The 19686-nt window shown below is 72.3% G+C and carries 18 protein-coding genes; 8 read left to right on the top strand and 10 right to left on the bottom strand.

Annotated elements, in window-relative coordinates:
- The first annotated feature begins 4 nt into the window (after positions 1 to 4).
- Positions 5 to 1300, top strand: coding sequence for an RNA polymerase sigma factor (locus N864_RS02540; protein WP_034713101.1), 1296 nt, complete (start codon positions 5 to 7; stop codon positions 1298 to 1300).
- Here N864_RS02540 and N864_RS02545 read toward each other — a convergent pair.
- A complete protein-coding gene (locus N864_RS02545) occupies positions 1275 to 2495 on the bottom strand; it encodes a 4-alpha-glucanotransferase (RefSeq protein WP_034713154.1) in 1221 nt (406 codons plus the stop codon). The two genes, N864_RS02540 and N864_RS02545, sit on opposite strands and share 26 nt — an antisense overlap.
- A 154-nt stretch (positions 2496 to 2649) precedes the next feature.
- Here N864_RS02545 and N864_RS02550 point away from each other — a divergent pair, with 154 nt between their 5' ends.
- Together N864_RS02550 and N864_RS02555 are read left to right on the top strand one after the other, a co-directional pair.
- Complete coding sequence (locus N864_RS02550) at positions 2650 to 4041, top strand: amidohydrolase family protein (RefSeq protein WP_051518099.1); 1392 nt, start codon at positions 2650 to 2652, stop codon at positions 4039 to 4041.
- A 48-nt stretch (positions 4042 to 4089) separates the two neighbouring features.
- Positions 4090 to 5235 carry an ATP-binding protein gene (locus N864_RS02555; RefSeq protein ID WP_081793305.1) on the top strand — a complete coding sequence of 382 codons (1146 nt, stop codon included), beginning with the start codon at positions 4090 to 4092 and terminating at the stop codon, positions 5233 to 5235.
- Between the two features lie 126 nt (positions 5236 to 5361).
- Here N864_RS02555 and N864_RS02560 read toward each other — a convergent pair whose 3' ends face one another.
- Complete coding sequence (locus N864_RS02560) at positions 5362 to 5835, bottom strand: DedA family protein (protein WP_034713105.1); 474 nt, start codon at positions 5833 to 5835, stop codon at positions 5362 to 5364.
- 50 nt (positions 5836 to 5885) lie between these two features.
- On the opposite strand from N864_RS02560, the gene N864_RS02565 reads away from it, so the two are divergent.
- On the top strand, positions 5886 to 6731 hold the full coding sequence (locus N864_RS02565; protein WP_034713108.1) for a TrmH family RNA methyltransferase: 846 nt from the start codon (positions 5886 to 5888) through the stop codon (positions 6729 to 6731).
- Between the two features lie 108 nt (positions 6732 to 6839).
- Entirely contained in the window at positions 6840 to 7475 is a 636-nt protein-coding gene (locus N864_RS02570) for a VOC family protein (protein WP_034713110.1), read from the top strand.
- Between the two features lie 51 nt (positions 7476 to 7526).
- Here the strand turns inward: N864_RS02570 and N864_RS02575 are convergent, their stop codons facing one another.
- The 5 genes from N864_RS02575 to N864_RS02595 all read right to left on the bottom strand — a co-directional run bounded on the left by N864_RS02575 (position 7527) and on the right by N864_RS02595 (position 13826).
- On the bottom strand, positions 7527 to 9884 hold the full coding sequence (locus tag N864_RS02575; RefSeq protein WP_034713113.1) for a heavy metal translocating P-type ATPase: 2358 nt from the start codon (positions 9882 to 9884) through the stop codon (positions 7527 to 7529).
- 162 nt (positions 9885 to 10046) lie between these two features.
- Positions 10047 to 11456, bottom strand: a complete 1410-nt coding sequence (purB, locus tag N864_RS02580) for an adenylosuccinate lyase (RefSeq protein ID WP_034713158.1) — start codon at positions 11454 to 11456, stop codon at positions 10047 to 10049.
- Positions 11457 to 11629: 173 nt separating this feature from the next.
- The gene (locus N864_RS02585) at positions 11630 to 12415 is read right to left on the bottom strand and encodes a VOC family protein (protein WP_034713116.1); all 786 of its coding nucleotides are present in this window, start codon (positions 12413 to 12415) and stop codon (positions 11630 to 11632) included.
- Between the two features lie 115 nt (positions 12416 to 12530).
- Positions 12531 to 13325 (bottom strand): VOC family protein, encoded by a 795-nt coding sequence (locus N864_RS02590; RefSeq protein WP_034713119.1) that lies wholly within the window; start codon positions 13323 to 13325, stop codon positions 12531 to 12533.
- 3 nt (positions 13326 to 13328) lie between these two features.
- Complete coding sequence (locus N864_RS02595) at positions 13329 to 13826, bottom strand: low molecular weight protein-tyrosine-phosphatase (RefSeq protein WP_034713123.1); 498 nt, start codon at positions 13824 to 13826, stop codon at positions 13329 to 13331.
- A 72-nt stretch (positions 13827 to 13898) separates the two neighbouring features.
- On the opposite strand from N864_RS02595, the gene N864_RS02600 reads away from it, so the two are divergent.
- The 3 genes from N864_RS02600 to N864_RS02610 all read left to right on the top strand — a co-directional run bounded on the left by N864_RS02600 (position 13899) and on the right by N864_RS02610 (position 17092).
- Complete coding sequence (locus N864_RS02600) at positions 13899 to 14294, top strand: YybH family protein (RefSeq protein WP_051518100.1); 396 nt, start codon at positions 13899 to 13901, stop codon at positions 14292 to 14294.
- Positions 14295 to 14880: 586 nt separating this feature from the next.
- A complete protein-coding gene (locus tag N864_RS02605; RefSeq protein ID WP_034713125.1) occupies positions 14881 to 15630 on the top strand; it encodes a glycosyltransferase in 750 nt (249 codons plus the stop codon).
- Positions 15631 to 15751: 121 nt separating this feature from the next.
- The gene (locus N864_RS02610) at positions 15752 to 17092 is read left to right on the top strand and encodes an MFS transporter (RefSeq protein WP_081793306.1); all 1341 of its coding nucleotides are present in this window, start codon (positions 15752 to 15754) and stop codon (positions 17090 to 17092) included.
- Between the two features lie 50 nt (positions 17093 to 17142).
- On the opposite strand, the gene galE is transcribed toward N864_RS02610, so the two are convergent.
- The 3 genes from galE to N864_RS02625 form a co-directional block, all read right to left on the bottom strand.
- A complete protein-coding gene (gene galE / locus N864_RS02615) occupies positions 17143 to 18165 on the bottom strand; it encodes a UDP-glucose 4-epimerase GalE (protein ID WP_034713126.1) in 1023 nt (340 codons plus the stop codon).
- A 172-nt stretch (positions 18166 to 18337) separates the two neighbouring features.
- Entirely contained in the window at positions 18338 to 19225 is an 888-nt protein-coding gene (locus N864_RS02620) for a M56 family metallopeptidase (protein ID WP_240474179.1), read from the bottom strand.
- 6 nt (positions 19226 to 19231) lie between these two features.
- Positions 19232 to 19675 (bottom strand): BlaI/MecI/CopY family transcriptional regulator, encoded by a 444-nt coding sequence (locus N864_RS02625; protein WP_034713127.1) that lies wholly within the window; start codon positions 19673 to 19675, stop codon positions 19232 to 19234.
- Positions 19676 to 19686: the final 11 nt, after the last annotated feature.

Raw genomic sequence — 19686 nt, forward strand, 5'->3', positions numbered from 1 at the left:
CCACATGAGCGACCCCGACCGGGCCCGGCGCACCGTCGAGGCCGTGTGGCGCATGGAGGCGGCGAAGGTCACCGCCGTCGTCGCCCGCCTCGTCGGTGACGTCGGGCTCGCCGAGGACCTGGCCCAGGACGCCTTCGTCCAAGCCCTCGAGCAGTGGCCGCGTGACGGTGTCCCGGACGGGCCGGGCGCATGGCTGACGGCCACCGCACGCCGCCGGGCCATCGACCGGATCCGGAGGGACGTCAACCTGGCGGACAAGCTGCAGCAGCTCGGCCATGCAGAGCAGCTGCGCGTGGCGGCCCTTGCCGAGTCGGAGTTCGACCTGGCTCTTGAGGACCTCAAGGACGACGTCCTCGCCCTGATCTTCGCCGCCTGCCACCCGCAGCTCTCGGCCGAGTCACGAATCGCCTTGACGTTGCGGATGATCGGCGGCCTCACCACGCGCGAGGTCGCTCGCGCGCTCCTCGCCCCGGAGAAGACGGTCGGCCAGCGGATCTCCAGGGCCAAGCGCACCCTTGCTGCCGACGGCGTGACGCTGGCGATCCCCTCCGGCGAGGAGCTCGACCGCCGGCTCGCCTCGGTGCTGGAGGCGGTCTACCTCATCTTCAACGAGGGCTATGCGGCCACCTCCGGTCGGGACTGGGTGCGGGGAGACCTCATGGAGGAGGCCATTCGGCTCGGCCGGGTGCTGACGGCCCTCGCGCCGGCCGAGCCCGAGGTGTTCGGCCTGCTCGCGCTGATGGAGATCCAGGCCTCGCGCACGCGCGCCCGGATCGCCCCCGACGGGTCACCGGTCCTGCTCCTCGACCAGGACCGCACGCGGTGGGACTGGACGCTCATCCGCCACGCGCTCGCCGCGCTGGCGCGCGCGAGCCAGCTCAGCGGCATACGTGGTCCGTATGTCCTCCAGGCCGAGATCGCCGCGTGCCACGCGCGGGCGAGCCGCGCCGATGAGACGGACTGGGCGCGGATTGTCGCGCTCTACGAGGAGCTCGGGCGCATCGTGCCGTCACCTGTCATCGACCTGAACCGGGCTGTCGCCCTGTCGTATGCCGCTGAGCCGGCTGCCGCTCTCGCCGTCGTCGACGCGCTCGTCGAGGCAGGCGCCCTCACCGACTACCACCTGCTGCCGAGCGTCCGCGGTGACCTGCTCGAGCGGTTGGGCCGGCGTGCGGAGGCGCGCGCCGAGTTCGCCCGCGCCGCGGAGCTGACCGAGAACGAGGCTGAGCGGGCCTTGCTGCTGCGGCGTGCCGCGTCGGGATCGCCCCGCGACGTCAGCCGCGCCCCGCAGCCTCGGTGAGCGCCCGAAGCCGCTCGGCGTGCTCGGCGGTGAGCGCGCCGGCCGCCATCCGCCAGTCCCAGCCGCCCTCGATCCCCGGGGTGTTCATCCGGGCCTCGGACCCGAGGGCGAGCACGTCCTGGGCCTGCATCATGGCCAGCTGGCAGGGGGAGCCCAGGGCCAGCTCGATGAGCGCCCAGGACGGTTCGCGGTCGACGTCGGCCCGCACGCCGGCACGGGCCGCCGCCGCCCGCACCATCTGCCGCGGAGCGTCCGGCAGGGTTGCCCACCAGCCGAGGACCGTGTCGTTGTCATGGGTGCCGGTGTAGACGACCTGGTCGTACTGCAGGTTGTCGGGATGGTGGGTGTTGTCGGCGTAGGCCGGGTTGAAGCCGAACTGCAGCACTGCCATCCCGGGCAGTCCCAAGGTGCGGCGCAGCTCGATCACCGCGGCGTCGATGTCGCCGAGGTCCTCGGCGAGGATCGGCAGCTCGCCGAGCTGTGCCTCCGCGGCGTCGAACAGCGCCCGGCCGGGACCCCGCTCCCAATGACCCTCCATCGCCGTGTCGGCATCGGCCGGGATCGCCCAGTAGTCGACGAAGCCGCGGAAGTGGTCGAGCCGGACGAAGTCGAAGAGGGTGAACGACCGTCGCAGCCGCTCGATCCACCAGCGGTAGCCGTCGGCCGCGATGACGTCCCACCGGTAGAGCGGGTTGGCCCACAGCTGTCCCGTTGCCGCGTAGGCGTCCGGGGGACAGCCGGAGACCGCGTCCTCGCGGAACATGCTCGGCCAGGCCCGGACGTCCGCCCCATCCGGTGCGACATAGATGGGGACGTCGCCAAGGATGCGCACGCCAAGAGCAGCGGCATGGGTGCGCAGGTCCGCCCACTCCCTCGCGAAGCGGACCTGGTCGGCGAGGTCCCCGCCGAACGCGGTCCACGAGCCGATCCAGTAGGACTCGCGCTCGGCGAAGTCGGACAGCTCCTCGGCCGACACCGGTGCGTCGGGATGCTCGAGCAGGGCCGGCGAGGCGGCGAACGCGGACGGCGACTTGTACGGCGAGCCGAGCGGGTCGGGCACCGACACCGGCAGCACCTGCCACACGGACTGCCCGGCAGCCGCCAGCCAGTCCACGAAATCGCGGGCCGACGGCCCCAGCCGACCCTCCGGCAACGAGGTGAGGTGCAGCTGGACGCCGCTCGCAGGTGAAGTCATCACGGGCCCACCCTTCCACGAAGGACCTCCCAGAGCAGGCGTCTGGGGCGCTGACACCGACGTATCAGTGTTGGACCTGCGCCGCTCTTCCCACCAAGCAGGCCCGGATGGAACCAGTGCCCGCGGTCCGGGCCGCCCGCCGAAGGAGACGAGCATGGCCGCACGACCGGTGACCGACGGCGACGACCGCCCCCCTGACGACGCGTTCGAGCGGGCGTACCAGCGGGGCATCACCGAGGAGCTACCGCGCCCGCCGGAGCGCACCCGCGCGCTCCCCCCTGCACCGTTCGCCCTCCACGGGGCCGTCATCACGCCGGAGGGGGCCTGGTCGAGCGGTTACGTCACGGTGGCCGGCGGTGTCATCGACAGAGTCAGCCGGCGCCGGCCCTCGTCGGTCGACGTCCTCGAGACGGACGGGGTGATCCTGCCCGGCCTGCTCGACCTGCACGGCCACCCGGAGTTCAACGTCTTCGCTGCCTGGGAGCCGCCGAAGCGCTACGCGAACCGCTACGCCTGGCGCCGGTCCAAGGAGTACCAGGAGCTGGTCCGCGACCCACAGAACCGGCTCCTGAAGGAGCTGCCGCCCCACACCCAGACCCGCTACGCCGAGGTGCGTGCCCTCGTCGGCGGCGTCACCGGCATCCAGGGGGCCTCGGGGGCGAGCACATCGAGGTCGGAGCCGCTCGTCCGCAATGTCGACCAGTGGGTCTTCGGCACCCACCGCGCCCGGTCCCTCATCGACCTGCCCTCCGGCTCGTTCGGGCTGCCGACCTTCACCCGGATCCTCGACCAGATCAGGTCCGGCGAGGTGACGGCGTTCTACCTGCACCTGTCGGAGGGTGCGCGAGGCGACCGCGTCAGCGCGAAGGAGTTCCAGCACTTCCTCGACCTCGGCGGCGCGACCCCGGCGACGAACCTCATCCACGCCTCGGCGCTCACGGCGGACGACCTGCACACTGCGGCCGAGGCCGGCTGCCGGCTCGTGTGGTCACCGCAGTCCAACCTGCGCCTCTACGGCGAGACGACCCTCGCAGGTGCGGCGCTCGACGCCGGGATGCCGGTGGCGCTCGGCGCGGACTGGCTGCCCTCCGGCTCGACGAGCCTGCTCGCCGAGCTGAAGGTCGCCCGGCGTCAGCTGGCCGAGCAGGGACATCCCATGGCTGCGGCCGACCTCGTCGCCATGGTGACGACGGTTGCCGCGCGCGTGGCAGGGCTCGAGGACCGCCTGGGCTCCGTCGCCGTCGGGCGGCCGGCTGACCTCGTGGTGCTGGAGCGCCACCACTCGGACCCCTACGAGAGCGTCTGTCTGGCCGACCCGTCGTGGGTCCGGCTCGTCACGATCGGTGGGGACGTCACCTACGGCCGCGCAGACTGGTTCGACACCCTTTCGGGCCGCGCCGCCGGCCACACCATCGAGGACCTCCTCGCGTGGGGCAAGCCGATGCGGCTCGACACCGGGTTCCAGGGCCCGGGCGAGCCACCGCTGAGCGAGGTCCGCGCGGCCCTCGTCGGTGCGTACGCGCCGGTGGGGCCGATCTTCGCCTAGCAGCCGGTTCGCCGCGCCATAAGACGCTATACGCGCCATACTCTGCACATGAGCCGCGTGCCGAACCCGTACCGACCGGGCTTCAACGTGCCGCCACCGGCCTTCGTCGGGCGCGACGGCGTCCTCGCCTCGGTGCGGGAGGCACTCGACGTCGCCGCGCTGGACGGCCGCACGCCCCGTCCGCTCATCCTGACCGGGACCCGCGGGGTCGGCAAGACGGTCGCGCTCGGCGAAGGCGCGGCGCTCGCGGCGGAGCGGCTCGGGTGGCCGACCGTCCACGTCGAGGTGCGGCCGCGACGGCCCTTCACGCCGCTGCTGCTCGAGCGGCTCGAGGCGGTCCGCCTCGACCTCGAGCACACGACGAAGCGGGGCAAGCTCGGGCCACGGGTCACTGGCGGCAAGATCTCCGCGTCGGCGCTGGGGGTCGGCGCCGAGGTCAACCTCGAGCGGGGGGCGGAGGGACCCACCACCGCCGACCCCGTCGGGGAGGCGCTCGCCGCGACGATGGTCGTCGCGATGCGTGAGGGAGCCGGGGTCGTGCTCACCCTCGACGAGGCGCAGCTCGCCGCGCGGGACGAGCTGGCCGGCTTCACTGCCGTGCTGCAGGAGCACATGGGCGATGACTGGCCGCTCGTCGTGATCGTCGCCGGGCTGCCCTCGCTGCGCGACCCGAACCGGTCGGTCACGTACCTCGAGCGGGGGGAGTGGCAGGAGCTCGGCCTGCTGAGCGCCTCCGACGCCCGGCAAGCACTCATGGAGCCGGCCGCCGAGGCGGGCCGGCCGCTGGACGCCGCCGCCGCAGACCTCCTCGTCGAGGCGTCGGGCGGCTACCCCTACGCCGTCCAGCTCTACGGCCATCACGCCTGGCGTGCATCGTCCGGGGCCACGCGGATCACCGTCGCCCACGCCCGCCGGGCGCTCGACGCTGCCCGCCACGAGCTCGAGGACGGGCTCTACGTCGCCCGCTGGAACGACGCCTCCCCGAAGGAGCAGGAGTACCTCGCCGCGGTCGCCACGCTCATCGTGCGGACCGGTGAGGCGACCGGACCGCAGGTGGCGACCGCCCTCGGCAAGGCCCAGAGCCAGGTCTCCTACCTGCGGGACCGGCTCCTCAAGAAGGGCACGCTCTACGCCGAGGGTCCTCGCCTGCTCTTCCTCACCCCCGGCATGGCTGACTGGGTGGCTGGCAGGTAGGAAATTGCTGCCCCGTCGATCGAGACAAGCGCACTGTCATCCGGAGAGGCGCACTGTCGATCCGGAGAGGCGCACTGTCGATGGGGAGAGGCGCACTGTCGACGGGGAATGGCGCACTGTCGATGGTCAGGAGGGGGGTGAGTCGGCCGAACGGCGGCGGCCGACGAGCCACGTCGCGACGCCGACGACGACGAGGGCCGCGATCGCCGTGAGCGCGTACCAGGACCCGGCCATCGCGGCGAGCCACGCCTGCACGATGGCCAGCCCCACCGTGGCGTAGATCGCCGCCCACGCCGCCGAGCCGACGACCGCGGCCGGCAGGTACAGCCGCATCGGCATGCGCAGGGCCCCAGCGGTGAGGTGGATCGTCGTCTGGATCCCGATCGTGAGGTACGACAGCGCCACCGCCACCGGACCGAGCCGCCGGATCAGCCGCTCCGCCCGCACCCGGCTCGCCCGGCTCGGCCGGTCCCGGAGCCGCTGCCAGCCGGCGACGGCCCCGCGGCCCACCCAGTACGTCGCGTTGGAGCGGACCATGACGATGCACCACAGCGCGACGAACGCCTGCCAGAACGGCAGTCGGGCGAGGGCATCGAGCATGGCCACACCATAGGTGTGTGGGCGACGAAGGATGGAATGCTGGACCGGCCATGACACCATCCCGCGAGCTGACCATCACGTCCCCGGCGAACCCGCGCCTGAAGGCGCTGCTCGCCCTGCGTCGGCGCCGCACCCGTGAGGAGACCGGGCAGACGGTCGTCGAGGGCTACGAGGAGCTCGCCCTCGCGCTCGAGGCGGACGTCCGGCCGCGCACCCTCTTCGTCTGCGAGGAGCTGTTCAGCCCCGCCGGCCGGGCCGGCTCCCAGGACATCGGCCACCAGTCCGACCTCCTCGCTCGGGTCCGGGAGACGGGCGTGGAGGTCGTGCACCTCTCGCGCGGCGCCTATGAGAAGGTCGCCTATCGCGAGGGCGCCGACGGTCTCCTCGCGCTCGTCGACCAGGTCGGTATGCCGCTGAGCTCGCTCCCGGTCGACCGCCCGGACTTCCTCGGCCTCCTCGCGCAAGGAGTCGAGAAGCCGGGGAACCTCGGCGCCATGCTCCGCACCGCCGACGCGGTCCGGGTCGACGCGGTCGTCGCCGCCGACCCGGTCACCGACTGGGGCAACCCCAATGTCGTGCGTGCGAGCAAGGGAACGGTGTTCGCCCTGCCGGTCGCGAGCGCGACGACCGACGCGGTGCTCGCGTGGGCCGGCGCGAACGACGTCGACCTCGTCGTGACGACCCCGGAGACCGACCGGCTCCACACGGAGGTCGACTACACCCGTCGGGTCGCGGTCGTCGTCGGCAGCGAGAAGCACGGCGTCGACGAGCGGATGCTCGAGGCGGCCGCGCATCGGGTGCGAATCCCCATGCGGGGCAAGGCCAACAGCCTGAACGTGTCGGTCTCGGCGGCGATCGTGCTCTACGAGGCGGTCCGCCAGCGCGCCACGCGCTGACCTGCGCGTCCGGGTGGGAGCCGGCTCAGCGGCATACCTCAAGGGTCCCGCCGGCGGCGACGAGGGGGTGGTCAAGAGCACCCCTTGGCGTGTGCCACGATGTCTTGTATGCGAGTTGACCACGTCTCCTATGCGGCGGAGCCCGACGGCCTGCAGGCAACTGCCGAGCGGCTGTCGAAGCTCATCGGTGTGGAGCCGGTCGACGGGGGGGTGCATCCCCGGTTCGGGACGCGCAACGTGATCCTGCCGTTGGCCAACCACAACTATCTCGAGGTCGTCGAGGTCCTCGACCACCCGGCGTCCGACAAGGCACCGTTCGGCCAGGCGGTCCGCGCCCGCTCCGAGGCCGGGGGCGGCTGGATGGGCTGGGTCGTCGCCGTCGACGACATCCACCCCGCGGAGGAGCGCCTCGGTCGCGAGTCCGTCGAGGGCAACCGGACCCGGCCCGACGGGGTCGAGCTGCGGTGGCGGCAGCTGGGCATCAAGGGCCTGATGGCCGACCCGCAGCTGCCCTTCTTCGTCCAGTGGGAGGACATGGCCGTGCACCCGTCCAACGGGGCGAGCGCGGCAGTCGCCCTCGAGCGGCTCGAGATCGCCGGTGACCCCGACCGGGTCCGCGAGTGGCTGGGCCTGCCGTCGGGCTACCGGCCCGAGGGCGTCGACTTCACGTTCGTCGCGCCGCGCGGCACACCGGGTCTGATGTCGGTGACGTTCACGACGCCGGATGGCGAAGTCACCATCTGAGCACGACCGCCTCGAGAGGCCGGCCCTTGCAGGGACCGGCCTCTCGGCGTCTCAGCGGCGGAACGCCTTGAGCCGCAGCGAGTTCGACACGACGAGCACCGAGGACAGGGCCATGGCGGCGCCGGCGATCATCGGGTTGAGCAGGCCGAACGCGGCGACCGGGATGGCCAGGGTGTTGTAGCCGAAGGCCCACAGCAGGTTCTGCTTGATCACCTTCAGCGTCGCTCGGGACAGCTCGATGGCGTCCCCGACGGCGTCGAGGTCGGAGCGCACGAGGATGATGTCGGCGGAATCCATCGCGACGTCGGTGCCCGACCCCATCGCGATGCCGAGGTCAGCCTGGGCCAGCGCAGCGGCGTCGTTGACGCCGTCGCCGACCATCGCGACGACCTTGCCCTGCTGCTGCAGGTCGCGCACGATCGCGTGCTTGTCGGTGGGCAGCACGTCGGCGCGGACCTTCGCAGGGTCGATGCCGACCTGCTCGGCGACGCTGCGGGCGTTCGCCTCCGCGTCGCCGGTCAGCAGGTATGGCGTCAGCCCCAGTCCCCGGAGCCGCTCGACGGCCGCGCGGGACGAGTCGCGCACGGCGTCCCCCACCGTGAGTGCGGCGTGCGCGGTGCCGTCCCACCCGACGAGGACCGTCGTGCCCGGAGTGGTGCGGGCGTGCTCGACGAGGGCTGGGTCGACGGTGTCGAAGAGGACCGCCTTGCCGACGGTCACCTCGGTGCCGTTGATCCGGGCGGACGCGCCCTCGCCCGGGTTCGCCGTGAAGTCGGTGATCCGGGGCAGCCCGATGCGGGCCTCCTTGGCCCCGGCGACGATGGCTCGGGCGATGGGGTGCTCGCTGCCCTGCTCGACGGAGGCCGCCGCCTTGAGCGCGGCCTTCTTGTCGAGCCGGCCGATGACGGCGATCTTCTTCAGCCGCAGGTCCCCCGTCGTCACCGTGCCCGTCTTGTCGAGCACGAGTGTGTCGACCCGGCGGGTGTCCTCGAGCACCTGCGGGCCCTTGATGAGGGTGCCGAGCTGGGCGCCCCGGCCCGTGCCGACGAGGAGGGCGGTCGGCGTCGCGAGACCGAGGGCGCAGGGGCAGGCGATGATCAGCACCGTCACGGCGACGGCGAGTGACTGCGGGACGCCGTGGCCGGTCGCGAGCCAGGCGACGAGGGTGACGAGCGCGATGGCGAGGACGACCGGCACGAAGACGGCCGAGACCCGGTCGGCGAGCCGCTGGATCGGGGCCTTGCCGGTCTGGGCCGCCTCGACGAGGCGCTGGATGCCGGCGAGCATCGTGTCGGCGCCGACCTGCGTCGCCTCGATGACGAGTCGGCCGGTCGTGTTGATCGTGCCGCCGGTCACCGCGTCGCCGACGGTGACGTCGACCGGTGCCGACTCACCGGTGACGAGGCTGGCATCGATGGCACTCGAGCCGTCGCGGACGATGCCGTCGGTGGCGACCTTCTCGCCCGGCCGCACGAGGAACTGGTCGCCGACGGCGAGCTGCTCGACCGGAACGCGCTGCTCGCCGGTGATTCGGGTGCGCGGGTCCACCCGCAGGACCGACACGTCCTTGGCGCCGAGGTCGAGCAGGGAACGCAGGGCGTCCTTGCCGCTGTCCTTCGCCCGCGTCTCGAGGAACCGGCCGACGAGCAGGAACGTCGTGACGACCGCCGCCGTCTCGAAGTAGAGGTGGCTCTGCCCGGCGAGCAGGGCGACGAGGGAGTAGAGGTAGGCGGCCAGCACGCCGAGCGAGACCAGCGTGTCCATGGTGGACGCGAGGTGACGCGCGTTGATCGCCGCGGCCCGGTGGAACGGCCACGCGCACCAGGCGACGACCGGCGTGGCGAGGACGAGCTGGAGCCAGGGGCTGGCCGGGAAGGCGGGCACGACCATGGCGAGCAGGAACACCGGGATCGTCAGGGCCGCCGCGACGACGAGGCGGGTCCTGAGGTCCGCGCCGACCACGCTGCGCACCAGGCGGTCCCGGTGCCTGTCGAGGGTCGCTGGTGTCCCGTCTTCGGTCGCGGAGGTCGCTGGGGCGGGCGGCTGTGGCCTGCCTGTGGAGCCGGCCCGGGCGGCGGGGGAGGTGCGTCCGGGAGCGGGGTGAGCGGCATACCGGCTGTTCAGCTTGTCGAGGAGGGCACCCGCGGCGGGGCGCCCGGGGGCCCCGGCGGGGATGACCGTCGCGGCGTAGCCGGTGCGCTCGATCTCCGCGACGATCTGCTCGACGGTGACGGGCCCGGTGTAGACGACCTGCGCCTTCTCCGTCGCGAGGTTGACGGTGGCGGACTCGATGCCCTCGACCTTGCCGAGCTTGCGCTCGATGCGCGCCGAGCACGACGCGCACGTCATGCCCGTGATCGCGAGGCGGACCTGCTGCGGTCGGGGCCTGGCGGTCGTGCTGTCCGTCATCAACCTCTCCTTCGTGCCTCGGAGCCGCCTCGATCGTATGCCCGCATCGCGGCGCGGCGGTGGGGGCGCGACGGGCCGGGCTGTGGAGGATCGGCACATCCTGGCGTGGCTGATCCTCCACAGCGTGGGTGGCAGGACGGCGCGGCAGTGGCCGCCGAGGCGTCAGGGCAGGTAGTCCACCAGGCGGCTCGCGAGGGCCGTGTAGGTCTGCGGGGTCAGCTCGAGGAACCGCGCCTCGACGTCGGCGGGCAGCCCCAGGCCCCGGACGAACTCCCGCAGGTCGTCGCCGTTGATCCGGCGGCCCCGGGTCAGCTCCTTGAGCCGTTCATACGGCTCCTCCATGCCCGGCACACCCTGCGCCCCGAGCGCCCGCATCGCCGACTGGATCGGCTCGGCGAGCACCTCCCAGTTCGCCTCGAGGTCGGCCGCCATCGCCGCGGGCACGGCATCGAGACCGGCGAGACCGCGGGCGACGTTGTCGAGGGCGAGCAGGCCGTGGCCGAAGGCGGTGCCGATGTTGCGCTGCATCGAGCTGTCGGTGAGGTCCCGCTGCATCCGGCTCTCGACGAGGGTGGAGCCGAGGACGTCGAGCAGCGCGTTCGAGACCTCGAGGTTGGCCTCGGCGTTCTCGAAGCGGATCGGGTTGACCTTGTGCGGCATGGTGCTCGAACCGACAGTGCCCTGGCCCCGCACCTGCGCGAAGTAGCCCATCGAGATGTAGGTCCAGACGTCGGTGCACAGGTTGTGCAGGATCCGGTTGAACCGGGCCAGGTCGGCATAGAGCTCGGCCTGCCAGTCATGGCTCTCGATCTGCGTCGTCAGCGGGTTCCACGTCAGGCCGAGCCCCTCGACGAACTCACGCGACACGGCGGGCCAGTCGACGTCGGGCAGCGCGAGGAGGTGAGCGCCATACGTGCCGGTGGCGCCGTTGAACTTGCCGAGGTACTCCTGCCGCTCGACCCGACGCAGCTGCCTGGTGAGCCGCCACGCGAGCACGGCGAGCTCCTTGCCCATCGTCGTCGGCGTCGCCGGCTGCCCGTGCGTGTGGGCGAGGAGGGGGGTGTCGCGCAGCTCGCGCGCCATCGTGGCGAGCTGGTCGACGAGCGCGCGGGCCTTCGGCAGCCACACCTCGGTCACGGCGCCCTTGACCATGAGCGCGTAGGACAGGTTGTTGACGTCCTCACTGGTGCACCCGAAGTGGATCAGCTCGGCGAGTCCCTTGTCCTCCTCTGCCGGCGCGATCGCGGCGAGCCGTCGCTTGAGGTAGTACTCGACGGCCTTGACGTCGTGCACCGTGACCCGCTCGATGTCGCCCAGCTCCGCGACGTCGTCCGGGCCGAAGTCCGTCACGACCTGCCGCAGGGCGGCGACCTCGTCGTCGGTCAGCTTGCGCACCCCCGGGACGACGCCGTGGCTCGTCTGGAACACGAGCCACTCGACCTCCACGTGGACCCGCTCCCGGTTCAGCGCCGCCTCCGACAGGTGGTCGACGAGCGGCGCGACAGCAACGCGGTAGCGGCCGTCGAGCGCGCCGAGGGCGATGGGCGGGGTGGCGTCAGCGAGCGAGGGCATGCCGCCATCCTCCCAGCCGGGCTGGGCCACCCTCAAAACCATCCCGTATGCCGCTCACCTCCCCATCCCCTCCCCGTCGAGTGAGCGCAAACTCCGGCCGCGGCCCGTCCAGTGAGCGCGAACTCCGGCCGCGGCCCGTCGAGTGAGCGCAAACGCCGGTCTCGCCCGGTGCCTCAGCCGCGGTCGGGCAGCTGCATGATCGCGAAGGTCTCGCCCTCGGGACCGGCGACGACCGACATCCGCCCGTAGGGCGAGTCCTGTGGGGGCCGAGGAACGCCACCGCCGAGCTCGGGGATGCGGGCCACCGTGGCGTCGCAGTCCTCGACGGCGAAGTACACCGTCCAGTGCGAGGCGTCGTCGACCGGGGCGTCCGCGGGCATCGCCCCGACCCCGACGAACGGCTCTTCGTCACCGACGCGCGCGACCGAGTAGCGGAAGCCCCCCTCGCCGATCTCCTGGAGCTGCCAGCCGAAGACCTCGGCATAGAACGCCTTCGATGCGTCGTAGTCGCGGGTCATCGTCTCGCTCCAGCACATGGCACCCGGCTCGCCGACGAGCTCCATGCCGTCGTGGCTGCCGGTCTCCCACAGCCCGACCCGGGCGCCCGAGGGGTCGATGAGGACGGCCGCCCGCCCGAAGCCCCGGTCCTGGTCCGGCTCGGAGCCGACCTCCGCCCCGGCCGCCTCGGCACGGTCGGTCGCTTCTCCGGGATCGGCGACGGCGAGGTAGACGGTCCAGGCCGGGGTCATCCCCTGGTCCTCGAGGGGCTGCTGGCCGATGCCGGCGACGGCGCGGCCGTTGCGTTTGGCGACTCGGTAGCCCTCCGGGTTCGTGCTGCTCGCAGGGACTCTCCAGCCGAGGACATGCTCGTAGAACGTCGCTGTGCGCTCGACATCCTGCACGAGCAGGTCGGCCCAGCATGGCTGGCCGGCCGGGAACGGTGACGGTGGGGCGGGCATGCGCACTCCTGTCGTCCGGGCGTCGGCGGCTCCGGCGCCGTTCTCCTAGACAACCACGTCCATCGCGGCGCCGCAGGGCCCGGTCGCCTCGCCAGACCGTGACCGGCGGCGGGACTCAGTCCTCCTCGTGCGGCTCCAGAACCGAGAAGACCTCACCCTCAGGCCCCCTCAGCACCGCGCCGAGGCCATACGGGCCCTCGAACGGACCGTTGAGCAGCGCCGCGCCGAGTCCCAACGCGGTCGCGACCGTCTCGACGATCGCCTCGGTCGCGAAGGAGGCGATCCAGTGCGACGGGATGTCGTCGGGCCATTCCGGGCCGACCTCGGACAGCCCGAAGGCGGGGTTGCCGTCGCTCGTCGCGGCCGTCGCCCAGCGCGGGCCGCCTTCCTCGGACGCATCGGTGAAGCGGAGGTCGAAGACGGCCCGGTAAAAGGTCTGCACCGCGTCGTAGTCGCGGGTCGCGAGCTCGTTCCAGGTCAACGAGCCGGCCTCGTCGAGCACTCCGGACCCGGGCAGCCAGCCAGGCTCCCACACGCCGAAGTACGCACCACCGGGGCCGGTCGCGATGAGGCTGCGCGCGAGTCGGCCCATCGTCGCTGGGCGCCCGAGCGGGCGTCCGCCGTGCTGCGCGATCGCCCGCCCAGCGGCATACACGTCCCCGGTGCGCAGGTAGGTCGTCCACTGGCTCGGCACGGGTGCCCCCTCGGGGCGTCGGCTCAGGCCAGCCACCGGCGCGCCGTGGAGCAGCGCCAGGGGGTAGCCGCCGGTCTGCTCGTCCCCGGGTCGCCAGCTCCAACCGAAGAGCGCGGTGTAGAAGTCTTGTGCGGCAGCAGGATCCGCGACGAGCAGGTCCACCCAGCACGGTGCCCCCACCGGATAGGCCGGGATGGTGAGTCTCAGGTTGTCCATGCCTCAGCGGAGCCGTTCCTCGAGGTGGGTGAGGATCCCCCGGCACGCCGCCTCCACCTCGCGGAAGCACCTGGCGAAGTCGGAATCGTCGCCGTACCAAGGGTCGTCGGTCTCCAGGGTGCCGTTGGCGACCGCTGTGGGGTCGAACTCGCGGACCAGGCGAATCTTGTCGCGGTCCGCGTCATTGCGGGCCAGCCGTCGCAGCGCACGCACATGGCCCAGGTCCGAGGCAAGGACGAGGTCGACGTCGTCGAAGGTGCGCTCGTCGAACTGGCTTGCGCGGTGGGCCGACCCGTCATAGCCGTTGCGGTGCAGCACCGCGACCGTCCGCGGGTCGGCCCGCTCCCCGACGTGCCAGTCGCCGGTGCCGCTCGAGGTGACCCGGATCTGGTCCGACAGACCGGCCTCCGCGACGAGCTGGCTCAGGATGACGTCGCCCATCGGCGACCGGCAGATGTTGCCGCTGCACACGAAGGTCACATGCAGGGGTTCGGCGGCCATGGGGCTATTCAACACCGTCGGTGCGGCGCGGCGGTGGCGGGCAGTGTCGGTGGTCGGTGGGACGGTTTCGCCATGACGACGGGACAGGGGCCGGCCGGGCCGGAGGAGCTGGTGGAGCAGTTCGCGCAGTGCGTGGCGGCTGGTGACGTGGCGGGGATCGTCGGGTTGTATGCCGCTGACGCCGTCGTCAGCCTCCGTGACGGTCGCGAGGCGGTCGGGTCGGTCGAGATCGGTGCGGCGTTCGTGGCCGCACTGGCGCGCGGGCTCGACCTCGCCGCTGAGCCGGCGGGTCGGCCGATCGTCCGGAACGGGGTGGCGTGCACGTCGACGCGCACCGCCGACGGTCGGGTCTGCACGCAGGTCGCCCGACGGGCAGCGGACGGGTCATGGCAGTGGCTGCGCGACGGCTTCCGGCTGCGCGAGCTCAGGATCGAGGAGGTGACGCGGGCGGGGCGGGACGTCGCCTGAGTGGTGCGCGGCTCGGGCATCGGTCCAATTCAGTGGTGCCGGGCCTCCCTGTGGGACACCATGGGTCGATGGCGCGGGTCCTGCTCGTCGACCTCGACGGGGGCGGCAACCTGCCTCCCGAGCTGGGCCTGCTCGAGGAGCTGGTCCGGCGCGGCCACACGGCGCACGTGCTGGCCGATCCGACCATCGAGGTCAACGCGCGAGGTGTGGGGGCCGGCTTCACGCCGTGGCGGCGGCCCCGGCACTTCGGCAGTATCGACGAGCAGACCGCCGGGATCCGCGACCTGGAGCGGATGCAGCCGCTGGCCCGAGCCCGCTTCGCCCGCGACGAGATCCTCTGCGGACCGGCCCCCCTGTATGCCGACGACGTCGTCGAGACGGCAGCGGGGTTCCGGCCCGACGTCGTCCTCGTCGGTTGGGCGCTCGTCGGTGGGGTGATCGGCGCGCTCGCGACCGGTGTGCCCGTGGCCGCGCTGATTCCCAACGCCTACAACCGGCCGTCGGCTCCGCTCCCCAGCTCGGCACCGGTTGGGAGCTCCCGCGCGGCCGCCCCGGCCGGTGGCGTGACGCCGCTCTGGCCGGCGTCGTGCGGCGACTCCAGAGCTCCGGCCTCGACCCGGTCAACGCGGCGCTCGCTCGCCACGGGCTCGATACCACCGACGACATGTTCTCCCTGGTCGACCGGTGTGAGCGGGTCCTGGTGCTCACCAGCCCCTCGTTCGACCTGCCGTTCCCGGACCTGCCCGCGAACGTGCGCTACGTCGGTCCGCAGCTGGAGGACCCAGCCGTGGTCGCCGGCGGCGCCGACTGGCGACCGGAGGGAGAGGGGCCCTTCGTCCTCGTCGGCATGAGCTCGGTCTACCAAGGGCGGACCGAGCTGCTCAACCGGGCTGCGAACGCCTTGGGACGCCTGCCGGTTCGCGGGCTCGTCACGACGGGCGGCGGCGTCGACCCCGCCGAGGTCGAGGCGCCGCCCAACGTGCGGGTGGTGCGATGGGCGCCCCACTCGGAGGTGCTCGAAGAGGCCACTGTCGTCGTGACCCACTGCGGCCACGGGACGGCCGTCAAGGCGCTCGCGGCGGGGGTGCCCATGGTCTGCGTGCCCCAGGGGCGCGACCAGAAGGACGTCGCCCTGCGGGTCCGCCGGGTGGGCGCCGGCGTCATCATCAGCCGACGCGGTGGCCGGGAAGCTCTCGCCGACGCCGTGAGCCGGGTGCTCAGCAAGCCCGGCTACCGAGCGGCCGCCGAGCGGTTCGCCCTCACCCTGCAGGCCGAGCGGCAGCACTACCCCAGCGGTGCCGACGAGGTCGAGGCGCTGCTGCGCGCGCCCGCATGACGGACGCCCCTCAACGGACGCAGCTCAGGGCCGCCGAGCCCACGGGCCCGTGTGGAGCCATGTTCAAGGCGCCGCCCAGGGGCGTGTGGCGAGGCGTGTGCGGAGGCGTAGGTTGCACCCTGTGCCCGACGCCTCCGACACAGCCGCCGTGACGACGCGCCGGTCGCACCTGATCGACCTCACGCCACTGCGGGCCAGCCCGGCCTTCGCCCGGCTCTGGGCCGGCAACACCCTGTCGGGGATCGGCGCGGTGATGACGAATACCGCTGTGGGGCTGCACATCTACGACCTCACGCAGTCCACGTTCATGGTCTCGCTCGTTGCGTGGTTCTCGCTGGTGCCGATGATCGCCGCCGGCCTCTACGGGGGCGCGATCGCCGACCGCTTCGACCGGCGTGCCGTCGCCCTCATCGCGTCGGTCGTCGCGTGGCTCTCGACCGTCTCGTTGGCGACGGTCGCCTGGGGTCGGCTCGAGACGGTCTGGGTCTTCTACGTCATCACGACCGTGAACGCCGTGGCGGCGACGATCGCCTCGGCGACCCGGCAGGCCATCACGCCCCGGCTGCTGCCCGTGTCCCTGCTGCCGCAGGCGGCTGCGCTCAACGGCATTGCGATGGGCTTCATGGTCACGCTCGGGCCGGCGGCCGCCGGTGTCCTCGTGGCCCGGGTCGGCTACGAGTGGACCTACACCGTGGACGTGCTGCTCTTCGTGTTCGGCTTCCTCGGCCTGTGGACCTTGCCGAGCATCCAGCCGGAACGGACGCCTGACGGTCGGGTGATGAGCGGTCTGGCCGCGGTGCGGCACGGGCTGCGCTACCTCCGGGAGGCGCCGAACACCCGGATGAGCTTCGTCGTCGACATCATCGCGATGACCTTCGGCCAACCGATCGTGCTGTTCCCTGCCGTGGGGGCGATCGTGCTCGGCGGCGGAGCCGTGACGGTCGGGCTGCTCACCGCCTCGTATGCCGTTGGCAGCATCGTCTCGAGCGTCTTCTCGGGGCGGGTGACGGGTGCGCGCTGGCAGGGCCGGGCGATCCGCGCGGCCATCACGTCCTACGGACTGGCCATCCTCGGCCTCGGCGTCGCGCTCGCCGTCGTGACCCTCGGCGGTTGGTCCGTCCGATCGTCCGACTTCGCCGACGTCAACGTCTGGGGGCTCGTCGCGTCGTGCGGCTGCCTCGCCTGGGCCGGCGGGTCGGACAACATCAGCGCGATCTTCCGCACGACCATCCTGCAGGCGGCCGTGCCGGACGCGATCCGGGGCCGGATCCAGGGCATCTTCACCGTCGTCGTCTCGGGCGGGCCGCGGGTCGGGCAGATGTTCGCCGGGTCGCTCGCCGCCGTGTCCGTGACGTGGCTGCCGCCCCTCGTCGGCGGCGCGCTCGTCGTCCTCCTCGTGTGGGTCGCGGTCGCGCGCGTCCCGTCCTTCCGCGAGTACGACGCGCTCGACCCGCAGCCCTGACGACGCCGTCCGGAGAGCGCCGTCAGCGCCGTGCCGTCAGCGCCGTCCCCTCAGCTGTCGGCGTCCGGGAAGCCCTTCGGGTTCTGGCTCTGCCACCGCCACGTGTCGACGCACATGTCGTCGATCGTCCGGGTGGCCCGCCAGCCCAGCTCGGCGTTCGCCTTGCTGGGGTCGGCGAAGGAGACCGCCACGTCACCCGCGCGACGGCCGACCACCTCGTAGGGCAGCTCCCGGCCCACGGCCCGCTCGAAGGCGTGCAGCATCTCGAAGACACTCGTGCCACGACCGGTGCCGAGGTTCCACGTCGAGACCGGCTCGGCCGTTGTGGACAACCGGGTGAGCGCCGCGAGGTGACCGGCGGCGAGGTCCTCGACGTGGATGTAGTCGCGCAGGGGGGTCCCGTCGGCCGTCGGGTAGTCGTCGCCGAATACCTGCAGCTTCTCGCGCCGCCCCACCGCGACCTGGGCGATGTAGGGCACGAGGTTGTTCGGTGGGCCCTGGGGGTCCTCGCCGATGGTGCCGCTCGCGTGCGCCCCGACCGGGTTGAAGTAGCGCAGCAGTGCAAAGCGCATCGACGGCTTGGCCACTGCGATGTCGCGCAGGATCTGTTCCTGCATGACCTTGGTCCAGCCATAGGGGTTGGTCGCCGACGTCGACCGGTCCTCCGTCGCCGCCTCCTGGTCGAGGCCGTAGACCGTCGCCGACGACGAGAAGACGAGCTTGTCGACGCCGTGCCGCTGCATGGCGCGCACGAGCGAGAACGTCGAGCCGAGGTTGTTCTCGTAGTACTCGAGCGGCATCTCGACGCTCTCGCCGACAGCCTTGAGCCCGGCGAAGTGGATGACGGCGTCGATGTCCTCGTGCGCGAAGAGGTGCTCGGTCTTGTCGTGGTCGGTCAGGTCGAACGAATGCACCGGCAGGTGCTCACCCGTCAGCGCCTCGAGCCGGTTCACCACGGACGGCTTGCTGTTCGCGAAGTTGTCGACGATGACGACCTCGTGGCCGGCGGCGACGAGCTGGACCACGGTGTGCGAGCCGATGTAGCCGGCCCCTCCGCTCACGAGTACGCGCATGGTCGCCAAGCGTAACGACCCGGTGGCCCTTCGACGTGAAGTGGCCCTTCGACGTGAAGTGGCCTTTCGACGGGCCGGGGCATGACCGCGCAGGTATGCCGCTGAGCTGACTCAGCCCAGCGGCATACCTGTCGCTGTGGCTGGCGCACACGGGGTCCGCTCGACGGAGGCGTCAGGTGACGAGGAATCCGGCGAAGGCCATCGACAGGAGCGTGACCGGCATGGCGACGAGGAGGCCGGCGAAGACGTACATCAGCGCGGACGCGATCGGGACGGGAAGCCCCCAGATCCGGGCGGGCTCGAGCAGGCCGATCCGCACCTTGGCCGCCGAGGGGGTCGAGCCCATCGCCATGCTCCCGGCCGGGCTCGCCCCGCCACCGGCCATGTCGACGATGGCTCGCGCCGTGGGCATCGGCCCGACGTCGCGGACGGCAGCCCGGTCGGCGAGCACCTCGATGAGCAGGTGGACCTCGCGCAGCGCCGTCTCGGAGCGGACGAAGGGCGGCACCGCCTCGTGGACGACGGTGAAGAACTCGAGGATCAGGTCGTGCCGGGCGGCGAGGTGGGCGCGCTCGTGGGCGAGGACCGCCTCCAGCTCCTCGGCCGGGAGCCGGTCCAGGGTGCCCTGGCTCAGCACGACCCGGCGGCTTAGGCCGGGCAGGCAGTAGGCGGTCGGGGTCGGGTGCTCGAGGACCCGCAGGTGCCGGTCGTCGTGCGAGGCGAGCACGTCGACGAGCTCACGGTGCCGCTTGCGGACGACGCGCAGGTTCCGGCCGACACGGTGCCCGGCGACGAGCAGCCGCGCGAGGACGAGCCCGCTCACGACGCCCGCGAGGGCGACGAGACCGAGGTGCTCGGTGATCCGCGACTGCTGGCGCACGATGAACGGCACGGCGGCCGGAGCGGTGAAGAGCGCGGCGAGCACCGCGGCCACCGCCGTCGCCTGCCAGACGACGAGGGCAGCACGCGGTGCGCGACGGAAACTGGTGAAACCCGCCATCAGCCGTGGCACCGGCCAGGCGAGGGCCATGGCCAGCAGCGCCAACGGCAGGATGTACACCGAGTATCAGGTCACTTTCTGCCGGCGGTGACGTCCGCGCGGCGTCGAGCCCGGGGCCTGGCGGGCCTCGAGCGCGGCCAGGGCGGCACGGAGCTCGTCGATCTCCTCCGGGGTCGACTCGTCGAGGAAGTGGAGCAGGGCGCTGCGGCGCTCGGTGCCGGCGAGCTCGCCGAGGGCGTGGCGCATCGTCTCCGAGGTCAGCTCGTCACGGGACGCCGCGGCGGTGTAGCGCCAGGCGCGGCCGTCTCGCTCGCGCGTCACGAGGCCCTTCTTGGCCATCCGGTCGAGGACGGTCATGAGGGTCGTGTAGGCGAGGTCGCGCTGGACGCCGACGACGTCGTGCACCTCGCGGACGGTCAGGCCCTCCGGGTGGGAGGGGCCTTCCGTCCAGAGGTGCTCGAGGACGGCACGCTCGAGCTCGCCGAGGCGGTTGCGGGGAGTGGTGGACATGGTGCCTCCAA

It is taken from the genome of Intrasporangium chromatireducens Q5-1 (assembly GCF_000576575.1).
GTDB lineage: Bacteria > Actinomycetota > Actinomycetes > Actinomycetales > Dermatophilaceae > Intrasporangium_A > Intrasporangium_A chromatireducens.

What these genes read in the sequence shown, in the direction of transcription:
- N864_RS02570 (WP_034713110.1), top strand. Translation starts at nt 6,840, where the DNA reads ATGCGAGTTGACCACGTCTCCTATGCGGCGGAGCCCGACGGCCTGCAG.
- N864_RS02540 (WP_034713101.1), top strand. Translation starts at nt 5, where the DNA reads ATGAGCGACCCCGACCGGGCCCGGCGCACCGTCGAGGCCGTGTGGCGC.
- N864_RS02590 (WP_034713119.1), bottom strand. Translation starts at nt 13,325, where the DNA reads ATGGACAACCTGAGACTCACCATCCCGGCCTATCCGGTGGGGGCACCG.
- N864_RS02585 (WP_034713116.1), bottom strand. Translation starts at nt 12,415, where the DNA reads ATGCCCGCCCCACCGTCACCGTTCCCGGCCGGCCAGCCATGCTGGGCC.
- N864_RS02600 (WP_051518100.1), top strand. Translation starts at nt 13,899, where the DNA reads ATGACGACGGGACAGGGGCCGGCCGGGCCGGAGGAGCTGGTGGAGCAG.
- galE (WP_034713126.1), bottom strand. Translation starts at nt 18,165, where the DNA reads ATGCGCGTACTCGTGAGCGGAGGGGCCGGCTACATCGGCTCGCACACC.
- N864_RS02555 (WP_081793305.1), top strand. Translation starts at nt 4,090, where the DNA reads ATGAGCCGCGTGCCGAACCCGTACCGACCGGGCTTCAACGTGCCGCCA.
- N864_RS02545 (WP_034713154.1), bottom strand. Translation starts at nt 2,495, where the DNA reads ATGACTTCACCTGCGAGCGGCGTCCAGCTGCACCTCACCTCGTTGCCG.
- N864_RS02595 (WP_034713123.1), bottom strand. Translation starts at nt 13,826, where the DNA reads ATGGCCGCCGAACCCCTGCATGTGACCTTCGTGTGCAGCGGCAACATC.
- N864_RS02625 (WP_034713127.1), bottom strand. Translation starts at nt 19,675, where the DNA reads ATGTCCACCACTCCCCGCAACCGCCTCGGCGAGCTCGAGCGTGCCGTC.
- N864_RS02565 (WP_034713108.1), top strand. Translation starts at nt 5,886, where the DNA reads ATGACACCATCCCGCGAGCTGACCATCACGTCCCCGGCGAACCCGCGC.
- N864_RS02575 (WP_034713113.1), bottom strand. Translation starts at nt 9,884, where the DNA reads ATGACGGACAGCACGACCGCCAGGCCCCGACCGCAGCAGGTCCGCCTC.
- purB (WP_034713158.1), bottom strand. Translation starts at nt 11,456, where the DNA reads ATGCCCTCGCTCGCTGACGCCACCCCGCCCATCGCCCTCGGCGCGCTC.
- N864_RS02560 (WP_034713105.1), bottom strand. Translation starts at nt 5,835, where the DNA reads ATGCTCGATGCCCTCGCCCGACTGCCGTTCTGGCAGGCGTTCGTCGCG.
- N864_RS02550 (WP_051518099.1), top strand. Translation starts at nt 2,650, where the DNA reads ATGGCCGCACGACCGGTGACCGACGGCGACGACCGCCCCCCTGACGAC.